Source organism: Winogradskyella sp. A2 (assembly GCF_046762865.1).
Taxonomy (GTDB): Bacteria; Bacteroidota; Bacteroidia; order Flavobacteriales; family Flavobacteriaceae; genus Winogradskyella.
This window is the reverse complement of the sequence record NZ_JBKQXM010000009.1, coordinates 92,265-112,095: the sequence shown is the minus strand read 5'-3', so window position 1 is coordinate 112,095 and position 19,831 is coordinate 92,265. Positions and strand designations below refer to the sequence as shown.

The 19,831-nt window shown below is 33.2% G+C and carries 14 protein-coding genes; 8 read left to right on the top strand and 6 right to left on the bottom strand.

From position 1 onward, the window contains the following. The first annotated feature begins 116 nt into the window (after nt 1–116). From ACFWV9_RS15645 to ACFWV9_RS15620, 6 genes are all read left to right on the top strand, one after another. Nucleotides 117–2,807, top strand: a complete 2,691-nt coding sequence (locus tag ACFWV9_RS15645) for an ATP-binding protein (protein ID WP_411896173.1) — start codon at nt 117–119, stop codon at nt 2,805–2,807. A gap of 20 nt (nt 2,808–2,827) precedes the next feature. Further along, nucleotides 2,828–3,193, top strand: coding sequence for a response regulator transcription factor (locus tag ACFWV9_RS15640; RefSeq protein WP_411896172.1), 366 nt, complete (start codon nt 2,828–2,830; stop codon nt 3,191–3,193). 64 nt (nt 3,194–3,257) lie between these two features. Further along, nucleotides 3,258–3,485, top strand: coding sequence for a hypothetical protein (locus ACFWV9_RS15635; RefSeq protein ID WP_411896171.1), 228 nt, complete (start codon nt 3,258–3,260; stop codon nt 3,483–3,485). Then, nucleotides 3,482–5,395: an acetate--CoA ligase gene (locus tag ACFWV9_RS15630; protein ID WP_411896170.1), complete on the top strand. Its 1,914-nt coding sequence runs from the start codon at nt 3,482–3,484 to the stop codon at nt 5,393–5,395. Before ACFWV9_RS15635 ends, ACFWV9_RS15630 begins: the two co-directional genes overlap by 4 nt. After that, nucleotides 5,388–7,295: an acetate--CoA ligase gene (gene acs / locus ACFWV9_RS15625; RefSeq protein ID WP_411896169.1), complete on the top strand. Its 1,908-nt coding sequence runs from the start codon at nt 5,388–5,390 to the stop codon at nt 7,293–7,295. The genes ACFWV9_RS15630 and acs overlap by 8 nt, the downstream gene beginning before the upstream one ends. Nucleotides 7,296–7,397: 102 nt before the next feature. Continuing rightward, nucleotides 7,398–8,060: an HAD family hydrolase gene (locus ACFWV9_RS15620; RefSeq protein ID WP_411896168.1), complete on the top strand. Its 663-nt coding sequence runs from the start codon at nt 7,398–7,400 to the stop codon at nt 8,058–8,060. Here ACFWV9_RS15620 and ACFWV9_RS15615 read toward each other — a convergent pair. Continuing rightward, complete coding sequence (locus tag ACFWV9_RS15615) at nt 8,057–9,532, bottom strand: helix-turn-helix domain-containing protein (RefSeq protein ID WP_411896167.1); 1,476 nt, start codon at nt 9,530–9,532, stop codon at nt 8,057–8,059. The genes ACFWV9_RS15620 and ACFWV9_RS15615 overlap by 4 nt on opposite strands. Before the next feature lie 118 nt (nt 9,533–9,650). On the opposite strand from ACFWV9_RS15615, the gene aceB reads away from it, so the two are divergent. Together aceB and ACFWV9_RS15605 are read left to right on the top strand one after the other, a co-directional pair. Further along, on the top strand, nt 9,651–11,249 hold the full coding sequence (aceB, locus tag ACFWV9_RS15610) for a malate synthase A (RefSeq protein WP_411896166.1): 1,599 nt from the start codon (nt 9,651–9,653) through the stop codon (nt 11,247–11,249). Between the two features lie 69 nt (nt 11,250–11,318). Continuing rightward, nucleotides 11,319–12,950: an isocitrate lyase gene (locus tag ACFWV9_RS15605; RefSeq protein ID WP_411896165.1), complete on the top strand. Its 1,632-nt coding sequence runs from the start codon at nt 11,319–11,321 to the stop codon at nt 12,948–12,950. A gap of 79 nt (nt 12,951–13,029) precedes the next feature. On the opposite strand, the gene ACFWV9_RS15600 is transcribed toward ACFWV9_RS15605, so the two are convergent. From ACFWV9_RS15600 to ACFWV9_RS15580, 5 genes are all read right to left on the bottom strand, one after another. Next, nucleotides 13,030–13,692 (bottom strand): PolC-type DNA polymerase III, encoded by a 663-nt coding sequence (locus ACFWV9_RS15600; protein ID WP_411896164.1) that lies wholly within the window; start codon nt 13,690–13,692, stop codon nt 13,030–13,032. A gap of 1 nt (nt 13,693) precedes the next feature. After that, nucleotides 13,694–15,577: a DUF294 nucleotidyltransferase-like domain-containing protein gene (locus ACFWV9_RS15595; RefSeq protein ID WP_411896163.1), complete on the bottom strand. Its 1,884-nt coding sequence runs from the start codon at nt 15,575–15,577 to the stop codon at nt 13,694–13,696. 103 nt (nt 15,578–15,680) lie between these two features. Further along, nucleotides 15,681–18,107 carry a TonB-dependent receptor domain-containing protein gene (locus tag ACFWV9_RS15590; RefSeq protein WP_411896162.1) on the bottom strand — a complete coding sequence of 809 codons (2,427 nt, stop codon included), beginning with the start codon at nt 18,105–18,107 and terminating at the stop codon, nt 15,681–15,683. Between the two features lie 11 nt (nt 18,108–18,118). Further along, a complete protein-coding gene (locus ACFWV9_RS15585) occupies nt 18,119–18,790 on the bottom strand; it encodes a LytR/AlgR family response regulator transcription factor (RefSeq protein WP_411896161.1) in 672 nt (223 codons plus the stop codon). Continuing rightward, entirely contained in the window at nt 18,790–19,818 is a 1,029-nt protein-coding gene (locus ACFWV9_RS15580) for a sensor histidine kinase (protein WP_411896160.1), read from the bottom strand. Before ACFWV9_RS15580 ends, ACFWV9_RS15585 begins: the two co-directional genes overlap by 1 nt. Between the last annotated feature and the right edge of the window lie 13 nt (nt 19,819–19,831).

The following is a 19,831-nucleotide window of genomic DNA, read 5'->3' as shown; positions in this document are numbered from 1 at the left end:
ATTAATGGTGTTTGATATTAATGGTGCTATTTTAGGAATCCCGATATTCTATTTTTCAATTTTCAGTATTTGGTTATTGTCTACAGTAATTTCATATATCGTTTTAAAAAGACATTATGAATAATTACGTGCTTTTTTCCATAATTGTTGTTTACCTAGTAGCATTATTTGTTATCGCATTTGTTTCAGAAAAGAACTCAAAAAGTAAATGGGTAAACAATTCCATAGTTTATACATTGTCATTAGCAGTGTATTGCACCGCCTGGACATACTATGGAAGTATTGGTATAGCCGCAAACTCGGGTATTGATTTTTTACCAATTTATCTTGGCCCAGTAATCGCTGCTCCATTATGGATTGTATTGTTGAGGAAAATCATTAGGATTTCTAAACAGCATAAAATAAGTTCTATTGCAGATTTTATCTCCTTGCGATACGGTAACAATAGGTTTTTAGGTGCTTTGGTAACTATAATCTGCCTATTTGGTATTGTACCATACATTTCATTACAGCTAAAAGCAGTTTCTGAAACGTTTCAGATATTATCAGATAAGAGTAGTTATGTTTCTACTTCGGTCTATGATGATTCAACTTTCTATATTGCACTTATAATGGCAATTTTTGCAACTTTTTTTGGAACTCAAACCACTGATGCTTCTGAGAAACATAAAGGAATTGTGACTACTGTCGCGATAGAATCCGTTTTAAAATTAGTTTTCTTTTTGGCCGTTGGTTTTTATGTAACCTTCATCTTGTTTGATGGTACAACAGATATTTATAATAAGATAAAAACGACATCAAATTTTGAATCGTTAATTCATTTTGGGGGTATTGAGAATGGCTTTAATTGGTTATATACAATAATGCTGTCCTTCATGGCTATATTTCTATTGCCTCGACAATTTCAAGTTTCTGTGGTAGAAAATGTTAGAGAAAAGCATTTAAAAAATACAATATGGATGTTTCCATTATATCTATTACTGTTTAACGTATTTGTAATTTTTATAGCCTGGGCTGGTAATCTTACTATTAATAATTCAGAATCCGCAGAGTACTATGCATTGTTATTACCACTTCAAAATGATAATACCTTTCTTGCATTGTTAGTGTTCCTTGGTGGTTTTTCTGCTGTAATTTCTATGGTTGTTGTAGCGACTTTGGCTTTGTCTACTATGGTAAGTAACAATTTGATAATTCCATATGGATTTTTGGATCGTTTTGTGAGAAGTCACCCAGAGCGAAATGCCAAGTATATTAAGAATATTAGAAGAATTTCAATATTTACTATCATCATTATTGCCTATGCTTTTTATGTCAACTTTTCTTATGAATTGTCCCTTTATTCTATTGGGCTAATGGCTTTTGTGATTATATCGCAATTGGCACCATCATTTTTTATTGGTCTCTTTTGGAATAGAGGTTCATCTAGGGCAAGTATAGTTAGTATAATTGCAGGATTTGCGGTAACCTTTTATACGTTGGTTTTGCCTTTTACAATTCATGCAGTTACAGGATCAGATGATTTTACACAATATGGATTAAGTGGTATTGAATTTTTAAAACCACATGCCTTGTTTGGTATTGATTTTTTAAGTCCACCAGCACATGCTTTCTTTTGGTCAATGATTGTAAACACATTATTGTACATGATTATTTCTGTAATTGTTAAAGGTAATTATCGAGAACGTAATTACGCTGAAATGTTTGTAGACAGTAAGAATTATACAGATCTTCAGGATGAAGCATTGGTTTGGAAAGGGGAAGCTTATGTTGCGGAAATCAGAAATGTGTTGTCTAAATTTCTCGGGGAGACCAGAACCGAACGAGCGTTTAATCTATTTTTCAAAAAATATAACTTACCCTTAGATACCCAAATGGCCGATGCAAGGCTTATAAACTTTTCAGAAAAACTTCTTACGGGTAGTATTGGTAGTGCATCTGCAAAAATTTTGATTGCCAGTGTTGTAAAAGAGGAAGAAGTAAGTTTAGTTGAGGTTTTAAAGATATTAGAAGAGTCCAAGGAGGCCAATTCTAGAAATAAATTGTTAAGAGAGAAATCTAAGGAATTGACCAAGCTCACAAATCAATTAAAAGAAGCCAATGTAGAGCTTATTGAAAAGGACAGACAAAAAGATGAGTTTTTAGATACTGTTGCGCACGAATTAAAGACGCCTATAACTGGGATAAGAGCAACAACAGAATTATTGATGGATGATGAAGATGAAATGCCAATTGAAATTAAGACCCAATTCTTAAAGAATATGCTTCAAGATAGTGATAGATTATCACGTCTTATTCACAACATATTAGATTTTGAAAAACTTTCAAAAGGAAGAACACAGCTCAATATTGGCAAACACAACATTAGAATTACCATACAAAATACTGTAGATAGGCTTCATAATGTAGCTTCAAAAAAGGGTGTGGCTTTAAAGCACTCAAACAAAAGTGAATTTTATGCAGAGTATGATGAAGATCGTATTGTACAGGTGCTAACTAATTTAATGTCTAATGCTATTAAATTCTGTGAAGAAGGAGAAGGAAAAGTTGTAGCAAATTACAAATATGACGAGGGCTTTTTGGAGGTGACAATAAAAGATAATGGGAAGGGCATTCCAGAGCAAGATTTACCGTATATTTTTGATAAGTTTTACCAATCGAAAAATCAAAATATACAAAAACCTGAAGGGAGTGGATTGGGCTTGGCGATCTCTAAACAGATCATTGAAAACCATAATGGTAAAATATGGGTAAAAAATAACAAAAAAGGTGGTGTAACCTTTGGTTTTAAGCTACCTTTTAAGTAAATTACAATTGTGTTTGAAGAATGAAGAAAATCGTAATCGTCGATGACGAACCAAATATAGTAATGACATTAGAATATACTTTCAAAAAACATAATTTTGAAGTGTATATCGCCAGAGATGGAAGTGAGGCATTAGAGATTTTAGAAGAGGTAATTCCAGATGTCATTATGTTAGATATTATGATGCCTAATGTTGATGGTTATCAAACACTTAAGTCAATTAAAGAAAAAAATAAGTTGAAGGATACAAAAGTTGTCTTTTTAACTGCAAAAAATAAAGTTTCAGATATTGAAAAAGGCTTAAAACTTGGAGCAGATAAATATTTAACAAAGCCGTTTTCAGTAAAAAAAATAGTTTCAGAAATTAAGGAGTTAGTAGCAAATTAATTTCAACTTTAATTCCCATTGGTTTTGTGTGCAAACAAACAATGTGTAATTAAAGTATAATACAATGAAACGACTTCGATTAAATGCATTAGCGTCTGATATTATCATCAGTCTATATGCTATTGTTACATTATTTTTCCGTTTTAAATTAGAGAGTGAAACAGCGACAGGAGCTTTGGAATCTATGGTTATGGGTTTGTGCTTTGTTGTTATCATTTGGGTCTTGATAAAACTTAAGGTTTTAAACCCAAACTGGTTTGGATTGTTTAATACAAAAAAGGCCAAGTTATGAAGTATCAAGATTTTTATAATCAGAGTATTGAGAATCCTCAAGATTTCTGGAAGGAACAAGCAGAGAATTTATCTTGGTACAAAAAGCCAAAGACAATATTAGGAAAGGATAAATACGGTTATCCGCAATGGTTTCAGGATGGTAAACTTAATATTAGCTATCTGTGTATAGATAAACATATTGAAGATGGTCATGGAAACCAAAATGCCATTATATACGACTCGCCAGTTACCAACACCAAAGAGTTTATAAGCTTTAATAAACTCCATAGTGAAGTTGCAAGACTTGCTGGAGGTATCCAGGCACTCGGACTTGCAAAAGGTGATACAGTTATAATTTATATGCCAATGATACCACAAGCAATATATGCTATGTTTGCTTGTGCAAGGCTGGGTCTTATACATTCGGTAGTTTTTGGTGGATTTGCACCACATGAGTTGGCAATAAGAATAGATGACTGTAAACCAAAAGCTGTTATTACTGCATCAAGTGGAATTGAAATTAAGCGAATAATCCCTTACAAACCTTATGTTGACGAGGCCATTTCACTAGCAATACATAAACCAGATATGGTGCTAGTTTTTGATAGAATGCTTGGTGTAGATATACCTCATCAATCTTATGATATAGATTATTCTGATTTGGTTTCAAAATCAGTTCCTGTAGAACCTCTCCCAGTAGAATCTACACATCCATTATATATTTTATACACATCAGGAACTACTGGTAAACCTAAAGGTATTATAAGAGATACTGGTGGGTATGCAACTGCATTAAAATTTTCTATGAAATATGTTTATGGAGTAGAGAAAGATGAGGTGTATTGGGCCGCAAGTGATGTAGGTTGGGTAGTGGGTCACAGCTACATAGTGTACGCACCGTTATTAAATCGTAATACAACTGTATTGTTTGAGGGTAAACCAATTAAAACGCCTGATGCTTCAACATTTTGGCGTGTAATAAGTGAGCATAGAGTTAATGTTATGTTTACAGCACCAACTGCCATTAGGGCCATTAAGAAGGAAGATCCGAATGGTGAATTTATTAAAAGGTTTGATCTGTCTAGTCTTAAGTATCAGTTTTTGGCTGGTGAGCGCTGTGATGTTTCTACGTTAAATTGGACCGAAAAACATCTAAAGGTTCCAGTAATTGATCATTGGTGGCAAACAGAAAGTGGCTGGCCAATGTTAGCAAATATGTGTGGTGTGGAATTGTTACTTGTTAAACCTGGCTCTGCCTCAGTACCAGTATGTGGATATGATATTCAAATTTTAAATGAACAAGGAGAAGAGGTTAAAGCAGATGTTGAAGGTTTCGTTGCTGTAAAATTACCATTACCTCCAGGAACATTGTTAAATTTATGGGGAAATCCTGAAAGGTTTAAATCTGGGTATTTAAATAAATTCCCAGGTTATTATTTCTCAGGTGATGGAGGCTACAAAGACGAAGACGGTTATGTTTTTATAACCGGTAGGGTGGATGATATTATAAATGTTGCAGGACACCGTTTATCGACGGCTGAGATGGAAGAAATTGTTGCTTCGCACAACTCGGTTGCCGAGTGTGCAGTATTTGGTGTGCACTGCGATTTAAAAGGGCAGAAGCCGCTTGGTCTTATTGTGTTGAAATCTGATAATGAATATGACGCATCTGATATTGCTTATGAAATAATAAGTGAGGTGCGTCATGAAATTGGTGCTGTGGCATCGTTTAAAGATGTTCTTGTTGTAAAACGCTTACCCAAAACACGTTCTGGTAAAATTTTACGTAAATTACTTCGTAATATTTCAGATGAATTAGAATATAATATACCGTCAACAATTGATGATGTTAAAATAATTTCGGAAATTGAAAATGTATATAAATTAAATCAAATAGGAATACACAAAAACATAATCAACCATGAGTAATTATCATATAAAACATTTTGAAGAATACTTTCAAGTTTATAGAAAGTCAGTAAGAAATCCAGAGGGATTTTGGGAAGAAATTGCTGAAGAACATTTTGTTTGGCGCAAAAAATGGGATAACGTCCTCAGCTGGGATTTTAGCAAACCAGAAATAAAATGGTTTGAAGGCGCAAAGCTTAATATAACCGAAAATTGTATAGATAGACATTTGCACACAAGAGGTGATAAAACGGCAATTTTGTTTGAGCCAAATGACCCAAATGAACCAGCTGAGCATATCACGTATAAAGATCTGCATCAACGAGTTTGCAAATTCGCTAATGTATTGCACGATAAAGGTATAAGAAAGGGTGATCGTGTTTGTATATACTTGCCAATGATACCAGAACTTGCAATTTCAGTGCTTGCTTGTGCCAGAATTGGTGCTATACATTCAGTCGTTTTTGCTGGTTTTTCTTCAACAGCATTATCAACTAGAATAAATGATTGTGATGCAAAGATGGTTATCACTTCAGATGGTTCTTTTCGTGGTGCTAAAACAATAGATTTAAAGGGTATTGTAGATGAGGCATTGGAAGATTGCTCAGGAGTTAAATCTGTTCTTGTTGCAAAACGTATAGATTCTGATATATATATGAAAGAGGGCAGGGACTATTGGTTGCAAAAGCTTTTAGACAATGCCTATCAGGAATATTCTGCTGTTGAAATGGATGCTGAAGACCCATTATTTATTCTTTACACATCGGGTTCTACTGGTATGCCAAAAGGTATGATGCATACAACGGCAGGTTACATGGTGTATTCAGCATATACCTTTAAAAATGTTTTCCAATATAGAGAGGAAGATGTCTATTGGTGCACAGCTGATATAGGTTGGATTACTGGGCATAGCTACATTGTTTATGGTCCTTTAGCTAATGGAGCAACCACTGTGATGTTTGAAGGTGTTCCTAGCTATCCTGATTTTGGACGGTTTTGGGAAATAGTTGAGAAACATAAAATCAATCAATTTTATACAGCACCAACCGCTATCAGAGCTTTAGCTAAACATGGTACAGAATTAGTCGATAAATATGATTTGTCGTCTTTAAAAGTGCTTGGTTCGGTAGGTGAACCTATTAACGAAGAGGCATGGCATTGGTATAATGACAATATTGGTAAGAAGAAAAGTCCAATTGTAGATACCTGGTGGCAAACAGAAACGGGTGGAATTATGATTACACCTATTCCTTTTTCAACTCCTACAAAACCAACATATGCAACTTTACCATTTATTGGTATTCAGCCTGCACTAATGGATGAAAATGGACAAGAAATCAAAGGCAATCAAGTAGATGGGCGATTGTGTATAAAGTTTCCTTGGCCTTCTATGGCGAGAACAATTTGGGGAAACCATCAGCGCTATAAGGACACTTATTTCTCTGCTTTTGAAAACATGTATTTTACAGGTGATGGTGCTTTAAGAGATGAGGTTGGTTATTATAGAATAACAGGTAGGGTAGATGATGTAATTATTGTTTCTGGTCATAATTTAGGAACTGCACCAATCGAAGATGCCATCAATGAGCACAATGCTGTTGCCGAATCTGCAATTGTCGGATTCCCTCATGATGTTAAGGGTAATGCGCTTTATGGTTACATTACTTTGAAGGATACAGGAGAAGGACGTTCTCATGAAAATGTTCGAAAAGAAATAAACCAACTGATAACCGATCGTATTGGCCCTATTGCAAAGCTTGATAAAATTCAGTTTACTGCTGGCTTGCCTAAAACAAGATCTGGAAAAATCATGAGAAGGATATTAAGAAAAATAGCGTCAAATGACACGAGTAATTTAGGTGATACAAGTACATTGTTGAACCCTGAGGTGGTTCAAGATATTATGGACAATGTTGTTTAGATATTTCTAATATTCAAAACCTTTAAGTTAAGCATCAAATCAAATTGTGGTTTGATGCTTTTTTATGTTTAAGTTTTTATATTCGCCGCAAATTAGAAACCGATGCTTAAAGCTGTTCTTTTTGATATGGATGGTGTTATTGTAGATACTGAACCTTTACACTATAAGGCCTATCATAAGATGTTTAGAGATGTAAATATTAATGTTGATGAAGATTTGTATGAATCATTCACTGGGCAATCTACAATTAATATTTGCAGACGCTTAGTCTATCATTTCAATTTGAATTTTGCACCAGAATATTTGATAAAATTGAAGCGTCAACATTTTAAATATTTATTTGAGCACGACAAAGACTTGAAATTAATTGATGGCGTATTAGAATTAATAGAAGATTATCACGATAATGATATAAAGCTTGTTGTGGCTTCTTCTGCTTCTATGTCTAATATCAACAGGGTATTTGAAAAGTTTGATTTAAATCAATACTTCTCTGGAAAATTTAGTGGTGCTGATTTAAAGGAGTCAAAACCACATCCAGAAATATTTATAAAGGCATCAGAGTTTACTGGTTTTTCAAATAAAGAATGCATGGTTATTGAAGATTCTACAAATGGTATTAAAGCGGCAAAAGGAGCTGAAATTTTCTGTGTTGGTTTTAAAAGCCCTCACTCATCCGGCCAAGACTATTCAGAGGCAGATTTAATAATTTCAGATTTTGACGCAATAAAACTTCATAAGCTTAATGGTGCATTGGGTCACTAACCGTACCTTTTTGTGATTTCTTCTACTACCTCCGCTGTTTTGGCTTCTTTAGCTTTAGAAGCCAATATTGTTGAGGGCACTTGTCTAACATCGCAATTTTGAATGCTACAGCGCTCGCAAGTAACACCAACATCAATTCTTTTTAAAGATTTGTGGTCTAGGAAATTAACTTTTCGACGTAATTGGGTATTTAATTTTATGCCGATAGCAATACTTCTAAAACGATCTGACCTAAAAGGGTCTTTGGTTGCAGAAGCAAATACTAAATATTGAGTGTTTTCTTCTGGGTAATTGGAGATTTGAATATCAAAAGCATGTTCCGAATCATTTTTGCTGACCTCTTCTAATACCTTGAGTGACATCCATCTTCTGCAATAATGCTCATTGTTTTCATTAGCCCTCGGTGTTTGTTGTTTTGCGAGGTGCAGTTCTTTATTGAGATAGAATAGATTAGAATCTTTGCGATGAGAAAATCTAAGAAAAAAGAGGTTATTTAAATTAAAATCCTTTGGTAGGATATTTGTTAATCGTTGATAAATGCTTTCAGGAGAACCGTTGTATTTAAAGAGTATTGCGTTAAAATCTTTTGTATTAAACTGTTTTTGCTCAAATAAATTTTTAACGTCATTGACAAAACTTTGCCTTGGTATTGTAAGAGCACCTGCAAAATATGACGCATAAAAATTATTGAGGACTTCGTCAAAGTTTTCAAATTTTATCCATGAAAATGTATATAGCCTTTCATTAATGTTTAAATAATTATAGGCAAGTTCCTTTGCGTAGATAAATGCACGTTGTGAGTCGTCAATACTTTTGGTTATTAATAATGTTTTGGTTTTTGGGACAAATATTGATCTTAAATTTTCAAGTTCTATATGTGCGCCTAATTCATCATTATTGATGGTGTATCCATATTCTTCTGTTAAGACGTCCTCTAATTCTTGGGTAGATATCTTTTCATTAAGATTAATTTGATAGGTTTTAGCAAATTTAATTACAGCTTGTTCTAAATCATCAAAATAATTATTGTTGGCTTCTTGAAACGAACGGACTGAAGCTAAATAGAAACTCTCTTTGCTAAAATTGTAATTCCTTGCGATCTCTATAATGGTACTTATAAAGGCGGTAACTTTTACTGGAGCATTTGATATAATATCTATCATGGTACTTTCTTGTATACCAAATAACTCTAATGGAATTTCTTTAAGCAATTTAGATTGTAGAATCTCACCAATTGGCGCTAGGTTTTTGTCTAGTTTTAAAGACACCATATCATCGTATGGGATATCAAGATGTTCTGAAAGTAGCACTATTTTATCGGGTTTAGGATATTTTTTACCCTTTTCGATTTCGTTCAAATATGATTTAGACATACCTGATAATTTTGATAAGCCAAATAGCGAAAGCCCTCGTTCTGAGCGTATTTGCTTCAGTTTTAGACCGAATATTAACTTTATATAATCTTGTTCCATAAAACAAATATAAACTTATTTGCGAATATCGATAAAAAGCGAATAAATTGGATTAGCGAACGTTCGCTTGTTTTTTTCAAAAACTTGTTGTAACATTGTTTCATCAAATCAAATCAATATGGAATATATAATCGAAACACCAAAACAAATTACATTCGCAAAAGACGTAAATAAGTACTACCCAAATATCTTAACTGAGGAGGCTTTATTGTTTATTAAACAACTACATAGAAAGTTTAATTCACAACGATTACAATTATTAGAAAAACGAAAAGGACAACAGGCTTTATTTGACCAAGGTCAATACCCAAGTTTCCCAAAGGAAACGAAAGATATAAGAGAAGGTAATTGGACCGTTAGTGAAATCCCTCAAGATTTATTAGACAGACGCGTTGAGATTACAGGTCCTGTTGATAGAAAAATGGTCATTAATGCTCTTAATTCTGGAGCGAAAACATTTATGGCAGATTTTGAGGATAGTAATGCGCCGAGTTGGTCTAACAATTTAGAAGGGCAACAAAATTTGTTAGATGCAAATAAAAAAGAAATTGAACTTATTGATGAAACAAGAGGAAAGCATTATAAATTAAATGATAAAACAGCAGTTTTATTGGTTAGACCAAGAGGATTGCATCTCAATGAACGTCATTTATTAGTTGATGGAGAAGAAGTGTCTGGTAGTTTATTTGATTTTGGTTTATATGTGTTTCATAATACTAAGATCTTGTTGGACCGAGATTCGGCACCATATTTTTATATCCCTAAACTAGAGCATTATTTGGAGGCACGTTGGTGGAACAGTGTATTTGAGTTTGCACAAGAATTCTTAAATGTTCCCAAGGGTACCTTTAAAGCAACCTTATTGGTTGAGACAATAACAGCCAGTTTTCAATTGAATGAATTAATCTACGAGCTTAAAGATCATATAGTAGGTCTCAATTGTGGTCGTTGGGACTATATATTTTCCTATATAAAGAAATTCAGAAATCATAAGAATTTTATTGTACCAAATAGAGATCAAGTAACAATGACAACACCTTTTATGGCTGCATATTCAAATTTGGTAATTCAGGTTTGCCATAAAAGAGGAATTCATGCTATGGGAGGAATGGCAGCTCAAATTCCAATTAAGAATAATCCCAAGGCAAATGAAGAAGCATTGGAAAAAGTTAGAGTAGATAAGGAACGTGAGGCAAAAAACGGACATGATGGCACTTGGGTTGCACATCCAGCACTGGTTGAAGTTGCCATTAAGGAGTTTGATAAATATATGCCAACTCCAAACCAAATTTTTAGAAAAAGAGAAAACTTATCAATCACTGAGTCAGATTTATTAGAAATCCCAAAAGGTACCATTACAGAAGCGGGAATTAGGAAAAACATCAATGTTGGTATTCTTTATATGGAAGCTTGGCTTCGAGGATATGGAGCGGTAGCCCTTTACCATTTAATGGAAGACGCTGCCACTGCTGAAATCTCTAGAACTCAACTCTGGCAATGGCTTAAAAATGAAGTTTTACTAGATGATGGACGTCAGTTCAATAATTCATTATTTGAGCAGTTCTTTGATGACGAAGTAGAAAAAATAGTAACGGAAGTGAGTGAAGAAAAAATTGAAAACACCAAATTCTGCGAAGCTGTTGAACTATTTAAGCGTTTAGTAACTCAAGATGAATTTGAAGAATTTTTAACACTCTCAGCATATAAACAACTTTAAAAAACAAATCCCGCTAATGCGGCAACATTTCACGGGATCGATATTAAATAATTAATACAAATCTAAATTATGAAAAATTTACCACAAAGCAATTACTGCTCAGTACTTAAAACCGTAAGAGACCTCAAAAGTAAATACGGAGAAACATGGAATTCAATTCTTCCAGAAAATGTAGCAAGAATGAATCTTCAAAATCGTTTTAAAACAGGTTTAGACATTGCAAAATATACTGCTTCTGTTATGCGAAAGGATATGGCAGAGTATGACTTAGATTCTTCTAATTATACACAATCATTAGGATGCTGGCATGGTTTTGTAGCGCAACAGAAGATGATTGCAGTAAAGCAGCATCATAAAACCACAAGTAAGAGGTATTTATATCTGTCTGGATGGATGGTTGCAGCTTTACGTTCAGAATTTGGACCACTGCCAGATCAATCTATGCATGAGAAAACAGCTGTACCTAATCTTATTGAAGAAATTTATGATTTTCTCCGACAGGCAGATGCTATAGAATTAAATGATTTGTTTAGACGATTAGCTAATGGTGAAGATGTACAAGATCAAATAGATAATTTTGAATCTCACATTGTTCCTATTATAGCAGATATCGATGCTGGCTTTGGTAATGAAGAGGCAACCTACTTACTAGCTAAAAAGATGATTCAGGCAGGAGCATGTGCTATTCAGATTGAAAACCAGGTGTCCGATGCTAAGCAATGTGGACATCAAGATGGTAAAGTTACAGTACCACATGAAGATTTTATTGCCAAACTTAATGCAGTAAGATATGCATTTTTAGAGCTAGGTGTTGATGATGGTATTATTGTAGCACGTACTGATTCTGAAGGCGCAGGCTTAACTCAAAAATTACCTGTAAGTCAAGAACCTGGGGATTTAGCCTCTCAGTATTTAGCATTTGTTGATGCAGAAGAAGTAGCTATTGAAGATGCTAGGGAAGATGATGTACTATTAAAGCGTGATGGTAAACTTGTAAGACCTAAGAGATTGGCAAATGGTCTTTATAAATTTAAAGAAGGGTCTAATATTGATAGGGTAGTGCTAGACTGTATTACCAGTCTACAGAATGGTGCAGATTTACTTTGGATTGAAACACCAACACCAAACATTAAGCAAATTGCACTTATGGTTAATCGTGTTAGAGAAGTAATACCTAATGCAAAATTGGTTTACAATAATTCGCCATCATTTAACTGGACTCTAAATTTTAGGGATCAGGTCTATGAAGAAATGTTGTCTGAAGGTGAGAATATGACGGCATACGATAGAAATAATTTAATGCATGAAAGATATGATGATACTGAATTGAGCTATCGTGCAGATCAGAAAATAAAGTCGTTCCAAAAAGATGGTGCAAAAGAAGCAGGTATTTTCCACCATTTAATCACTTTACCAACATATCATACAACAGCATTACATATGAATGATTTAACCGAAGGTTATTTTGGAGATGAAGGCATGTTAGCATATGTGCAAGGTGTGCAGAGACAAGAAATAAGAAAGAAAGTATCTTGTGTTAAGCATCAAAGAATGGCCGGTTCTGACCTTGGTGATGACCATAAAGCTTTCTTTGCAGGAGATAAAGCATTAAAAGCTGGTGGTGAAAAGAACACTTCAAATCAGTTTGAAGATAAGACCGAAGTTAAAAAGGTCAATCAAAAACTTGGTGTTGTTGCTTAATAAAGTTGATTATGTAATAATCAGTTCTGTTTATTAATTAGTTAGATTGAAACACACTCAGAAATGGGTGTGTTTTTTACTATAATAAACCAATTCTATTATTTGATTTCATCAAATCATTAAGCTTGATTTCATTTTCTCTTTTTAAATAAGTGATCAACTTTAGAAATAACAATGCAGTAATAAAGGCATCACCCGATGCAGTATGTCTATCATGCTTTGGTATGTTGAATCGTTCTGAGAGTTCGTCTAAACTATAATGGTCTTTACCACTTTCTAGTTTTGTTTTTATAAATAGATGCCCTGTGTCTAGTACCTTATTATTTAGTTTGGGGAGTCCATTCCGTTTTAGGGCATTATTTATCATGGCCATGTCAAAAGCAGCATGATGAGCCACTAAAACCGCATTTTTCAAATAGCTTAAAAATTCTATAACGGCTTCTTTTTCTTCAATTTTTGAAAGCTTCCCTTCTTTGAGTAGTCCATGAATTTTTACCGTTTCGGCATTAAAACTATCTTGATTGAGATAACATTCAAGTTGATCTGAAATTTTGATTTTTAAATCCTCAATGGCAATGCATCCTATTGATAGGATTCTGTCATTTTTGGTATCGAGTCCAGTAGTTTCAGTATCAAAAACTACAAACCTGATTTTTTCTAATTCTTGAGTCTGTAAAGACTTAAAATGATTTATATAATTCACCCAAAATTCAGGATGAGATTTGCGCCTTAACCATTTCATTTTATAAGAGTTGTGTTAGTTTAAACCTGGTTTTAATAAGTTCTTGAATAGATTTTACAGCTCTGAAACTTCTTTTAAGCTTTAATCGATCACTCTTATTTAAGGATTGTAAGTCAATAAATCTACCGGAATCGTTATTTGCCAACCCTTGTTCGGTTCTGAATTTCAGTAAATCCATAAAGGCTTCTGCGCAAAACAAATAAACATCCTTGTTTTGAGGTTCTAGTTCCATCAACTTATCATAGCGCTCAACCGTATTATTTATGGATTTAATATTATGTGATAAGATTAATAGTCTAGCCGCATCGACTAAAGGCATCAAAGCACGTGCCTTAATATCGAATTGATCCTTGTGTGCTCCATCATCCTCAACTAAAAACTGTCTAAAGAAGCTTAATGGAGGAGGATTTTGTAAAGCATTTCTTCCTAAATAGGTTAAGAAAATATCATAGGATTTTATACTATTAAAAATATTATCAGATAGGTTTTCAACTATTTCCTTTTCACCATAAATTTGTTGATAATCAAAGAAGATTGTACAGAGCATTAAATTATCTTGGTCAGGTTTTGTAATCCATTTGTTAAATTGATTAGTCCATTCTGATAAAGACAAACACCATTTTGGGTTACTACCCATCATTTTTGCAGGACATAGTTCAAATCCAACAATTTCTAAAGACTTGTTAATTGTCGATGACAATTTCAGATAATAGGATTTAACCTTATCGTAATCTGTTTCAGAAACATCTTCAAATACAAGTGCATTGTCTTGGTCAGTGAGGAGTAATTGTTCTTGCCTTCCTTGACTTCCAATTGCAAGCCAAGCAAATTTATTAGGTGGAGTTTCATCTTGTTCTTTTATAGCTAAGTCAATTACTTTTTGAGTTATTGCATCATTAATAGCTGAAATCATCTTTGAGATGAAATCTATTGGAATGTCTTGTCCCAAATATCGTTTTAATAATCCTTCAGTTCTAAGTCTGATCTGTTTTAGTTGTTCAGGACTCTTACTGCGTTTAATTTCTTTAATTAGTGATGAAGCGTTGTTTTCTCGTAGAACGATTATGTCATGTTCTGAGAGGATTCCTTTTAAATCCGCGTTGTTTGTTCCATCCTCAGTGATACATAGATGCGTTATGCGATGTTTTAGCATGGCAATTTGAGCTTCAGCTACAGTGATATCTAATGGGAATGTTATTACTGGTGAGGACATTATTTTCGCAGCTGAATCTGAAATTGACCAATTACCTGTAGCAACCTTTGTTCTTAGATCTTTGTCCGTTATAATACCAATTGGTTTTGAGTTTTCCACAATGACGATTGATCCTACATGATTAGTAGTCATAATTTGTGCGGCCTCTTGAATTGTGGTTGTACTGGTACAAGTAATTGGGTTTTTTGAATAATCTGCAGTTTGTAAGTCAGAATTAACTAGAATTCCTAAGTTCTCTGAGTCATCAATCTCAATATTATTTGATTTTGTGTTCGAGATAAATGAATGCATCAAAAACTGACTAGCCTTCGAATTTGATGTTATGTAATCTTCTAATAGATTTGAAGATATGCTATATAGAATAGTTTCTTCTAAGGCATTAGCTCTTAATTTGTAATTACCTTTTCTCAAAAGTGCCCTTAAACCAAAAATATCTCCTTCATCACATTGATCAACTAATGAATTGACTGAATTGAATAAACCTACTGCACCATCTTTAATTACATAGAAAAAGTTTTCAATGGGTTCATCTATATTAAAAATAGATTCGTCTTTTTCGATATAAATTACATCAACTGCTTTGGAAATTGAGAATAGTTGATCTATGGTGAGCATATTAAAGGGAGGGAAGTCCTTTAAAAAATCATATATCCGCTCAGCTATGGTATTCATTTTAGCAATTTAGCTAAAAAATTAAGAGACTAATATGAGAATAGTCATCTTTTTTGCTAAATTGATATAGCTTTTATATGAACTAGACTAAGCGATTAGGAAATTACCCTTCAAATTCAAAGTCATCACCATTTTCACCATTACCTCGTCCAGAACGCTCCCTTTTCTTTTGTTGGTTAAATCTGTAGGTGAATGCAAGATTAAAGGATCTTACGCGCCATTGAAATTCACTTTCTGAAGTAAATGTTGGAGTAGTGGTTTCGGTAATTCGCTTTCTTGAATTAAAAACATCACTTATATTAAATGCCAATGAGGCTTTATCCTTGAATAAATCTTTACTAAAAGCAAGATTCATTGAAAAAACACCCTTACGTTCATTTTGAGCATCTACCGAAGGGCCTCTATAATTTAGACGTGTTTGCCAATCTATGTTGCCAGGTAAAGTGTATTTGTTATTAAGTCTAACAAACCAACTTGTATTTTCAGCACCAAAATCAGTGCCTTCGTAAAACCCTTCAGTTATGGATCGAAATAAATTAAAATTACCATTCATATTCCATTTTTTAGATGGTCTGTAGGTAAGTGTAAATTCAAATCCATAACGGTCATTAGTAGCTAAATTAATCGGTGAGCGACGAATTACTGGTACCTCTGTACCACCAACTATGGCAGTTTCTCCCGTTTCCTCTGTTATAAAAACAAATATATCAGTGGCATGGGTATAATAAATTGAACTATTTAAGGCCAGCTTGCCAAACTTGTTGTAATACCCTAAATCTAAAGTGTTGGAATAGCTAGGGTCTAAATCCGGATTCCCTTGAAATAAATTTGTTGCAGAACTACGAGATGGAAATGGATTGATAAATCTTGATCTTGGACGTCTAATTCTTCGGTTGTAACCCAAGGTGATATTTTGATCTTCACTCATTTCATAGGCCAAATTCACAGTTGGAAAAAGACCAACATAACTCTTTTTTTCAAAATCACCACTTGTTATCTGATCTATAGTAATACGTGAATCTTCCATTCTAAGACCTAATAAGTAGCTAAATTTTTCACCCATTTTACTACCAAATTGCGTGTAAAAAGCATTAACGTATTCCTTATATATTAAATTATTACTTAGGTTTTCATCAAGAATAAAATCTCCACTATCATTACTAAAAGCTAGGGCATAATCGGTATCTAAAGTTAGGAACCTACCTTGATAACCAGCTTCAAATTGACTTACTTCTCCAATTGGTTGCACGTAGTCTCCTTGTAAAAAAATACGATCTTGATTTTCGTCTGTTACAACGTCTTCAACATTAATACCATCTTGCTGAATCAATGAAGCCTCCAATTCAGTACTATTTTCATATTGAAAATTAGCCGTTAATTTATGTTCCGAATTACCATTAAACTGCTTATCAAAATTGACTGAATATTGGATGGTTTTGTCATCTTCAAATTCTGGGTCAAAACGTAAAGTTGTATTATTTAGAGTGTTATTTTCATCAAATTCTCTTAAGATATTTGTTGTTTCTTGCTCATTATTACTATCTCTATACTGGATTGCTGTAGTAAGTGAAGCCGTTTCATTGATGTACCATTCTACTCCAATATTGGTGTTTAATCCTTTTCTAATTCTGTCAAATTCTCGTTCTTCTTCAATTGAATTATTAGTACTAATAAATTCGGTATCTGTAAAAGAATTGCCAGGTACATTACGGTAGTTATAACTAGTTGTATTGAAAAAATTTAGATCCCCAGTTCTAAAATTAATATTCCCAGAAGCTCCAGCTTGCTCAGGATAACCTGCATTAACAGTAACTGCACCATTTAATCCAGTTAATTTACTTCGTCTTAAAATAATATTTAAAATACCTGCTTGACCCTCTGCGTCATATCTTGCTGAAGGAGATGTAATTACTTCAACTCTCTCAATCGCTTCAGCAGGTAATTGACGGAGGGCTTCTGTAGAATTTAAACCAACTAGGCCTGAAGGTTTACCATTTATCAAGATCCTTACATCATCATTTCCTCGTAAGGCCACATTACCTTCAACATCTACTGAAACCGATGGGACGTTATCTAAAACATCACTAACGGTTCCTCCTCTGACTGTAAGATCTTTACCAACATTATAAATTTTCTTGTCTAGCTTTATCTCAACGGTAGTTTTTTCAGCAATTATTTCCACTTCCTCCAAAGCTTCAACATCTGGTACTAATCCTACAGTTCCTAAATTGATGTTACGATTAATAGTTTTATTATAATAATCTTTGGTTTTATATGAAATGTATTCTACAGATATATTATAGGTTCCACTTGCAACTTTAATACTGAATTTTCCATTCAAATCAGTAATGCCTCCCGTTATAACTTTATTATTTGTATTAGATTTAAATGTGATTGTTGCATATTCTAATGGAATATTGCTTTCTTGTTCAACAACTATTCCTTCAACTTTTACTTCTCTTTGAGCGTTGCTAACACTAATAGAAATGACAAGTAATATTGTAAGTATTAATTTATTTTTCAGTTTCATATATTTTTAATTTATGAGGCAAATTTTTTAATAAAATCATTTTTAAAAGTTCTACCGATAGGAACGATAACATTGTTTTGAAGGAATACTTCGTTACCAGAAATCTTAATAATTTTATTAGTATTAATGATAAAGGATTTATGTATCCTGTAAAACATAGTATTAGAAAGTTGATTTTCCCAATGACGTAAAGGTTCAGCCGAAATAACTTTTTTGTTGTTAAAATGTATTTCTGTATAATCAGAATCTGCCATTATATAAATGATTTCTTTTGGTATAATTCTAATATGCTCATGACCGCTTTTTATGTAAAGCTCATTAGTGGATTTATTTACAGAAGCATTATTCACCTTAGAAATTGCTTTAATAAACCTTTGGAATGAAAAGGGTTTTAATAGGTAATCCACAACATTATATTCATAGCTTTCTAAAGCATAGTCTTGAAATGCAGTTGTGAGAATTATTGAAGGAGGATTAGATAAAGTTTTTAAGAAATCCATTCCTGATATTTTTGGCAGGTGTATATCTAGAAATATGAGATCAATTTGTTTTGAATTTAGTGTTTCAATTGCTTCTAATGAATCTGTAAAGGTCGCCACTAAGGTCAAAGAGCCAGTGTCTGCTATATATTTTTTTAAAAGACGTTGAGCAGGTAATTGATCCTCTATTATTATACAGTTCATTAATTTTTAGTTTTATTAAGATCTAAAGCAAGTTGTACTTTAAAGTTTTCATTATCGTCAGAAATTTTCAATTCGTGTGATTTGGGATACATCAAATCCAAACGTTTTTTTACATTTTGAAGGCCAATTCCTTGATCCAACTTATTTACATTTGTCTCTGATTGGTATGAGTTTGTACATCTAAAATTGAGAATTCCATTATCGCTAACATTAATATCTATGTTAATTGAAATGTTTTCTGTCTGACTTGATGCACTATGTTTAAAGGCGTTTTCTATAAAAACGGATAAAACTAAGGGTGCGATGTTATAGTTTTCTGGTATATTACCAATAGTATTGTTAACCTTACCACGACCTTCTATTTGGAGTGTACTTAAATTAATATAGTTCTTAAGATGCTCTATTTCTTTGTTTAAAGCGACGAATCTCGCTCTACAATCGTATAACATGTAACGAAGCACTGAGGATAATTCTAAGATAAGATCAGGAGTTTTTGGTGATTGCTCTACCGCGTAGGCATAAAGATTATTGATATTATTAAATAGAAAATGGGGATTAATCTGTGATTTAAGATATTGTAATTCGCTCTCTTTTGCATAGTTCTTTAACTCATGAACTTCACGTTGTTTAATGAGTGCATCCCATGCAAACTTAAAACCAACCAATATGGTTATTGTAGGCAAGGTGCTCATTAAGTTATAAAAAATGCCCAAAAACCTTCTGCCTCGTGTTTCAGGATAATAGATTTGTTCTAGAACAGCTTCTTCTGTTAAAATCACTATGGCAATTAAAAGAAGCGAGTAAAGCGCAAAATGCCAGTACCGATTTTTATAAAGAAATTTTGGTAATAGAATGTAGTTAATAATTAGCGCTGCAATTGCAAAGTTTAGATAAAATAAAATCTGATGAGCTTCTATACCAGGTAAGCGCCTGTCAAAAGCAAAAAATATGAACACAATAATATTAAGTGCAATTTGAAAAAAAAGCTCTTTTAAATTAAGCGGTGATGTGTTAATATTTGATTTCACACCGCAAAAATAC

Excerpts from the sequence above, each read along its gene's own strand:
- ACFWV9_RS15585 (WP_411896161.1), bottom strand. The coding sequence starts at position 18,790 with ATGAACTGTATAATAATAGAGGATCAATTACCTGCTCAACGTCTTTTA.
- ACFWV9_RS15630 (WP_411896170.1), top strand. The coding sequence starts at position 3,482 with ATGAAGTATCAAGATTTTTATAATCAGAGTATTGAGAATCCTCAAGAT.
- acs (WP_411896169.1), top strand. The coding sequence starts at position 5,388 with ATGAGTAATTATCATATAAAACATTTTGAAGAATACTTTCAAGTTTAT.
- ACFWV9_RS15645 (WP_411896173.1), top strand. The coding sequence starts at position 117 with ATGAATAATTACGTGCTTTTTTCCATAATTGTTGTTTACCTAGTAGCA.
- ACFWV9_RS15605 (WP_411896165.1), top strand. The coding sequence starts at position 11,319 with ATGAAAAATTTACCACAAAGCAATTACTGCTCAGTACTTAAAACCGTA.
- ACFWV9_RS15635 (WP_411896171.1), top strand. The coding sequence starts at position 3,258 with ATGAAACGACTTCGATTAAATGCATTAGCGTCTGATATTATCATCAGT.
- ACFWV9_RS15620 (WP_411896168.1), top strand. The coding sequence starts at position 7,398 with ATGCTTAAAGCTGTTCTTTTTGATATGGATGGTGTTATTGTAGATACT.
- ACFWV9_RS15590 (WP_411896162.1), bottom strand. The coding sequence starts at position 18,107 with ATGAAACTGAAAAATAAATTAATACTTACAATATTACTTGTCATTTCT.
- ACFWV9_RS15595 (WP_411896163.1), bottom strand. The coding sequence starts at position 15,577 with ATGAATACCATAGCTGAGCGGATATATGATTTTTTAAAGGACTTCCCT.
- ACFWV9_RS15615 (WP_411896167.1), bottom strand. The coding sequence starts at position 9,532 with ATGGAACAAGATTATATAAAGTTAATATTCGGTCTAAAACTGAAGCAA.
- ACFWV9_RS15640 (WP_411896172.1), top strand. The coding sequence starts at position 2,828 with ATGAAGAAAATCGTAATCGTCGATGACGAACCAAATATAGTAATGACA.
- ACFWV9_RS15600 (WP_411896164.1), bottom strand. The coding sequence starts at position 13,692 with ATGAAATGGTTAAGGCGCAAATCTCATCCTGAATTTTGGGTGAATTAT.
- aceB (WP_411896166.1), top strand. The coding sequence starts at position 9,651 with ATGGAATATATAATCGAAACACCAAAACAAATTACATTCGCAAAAGAC.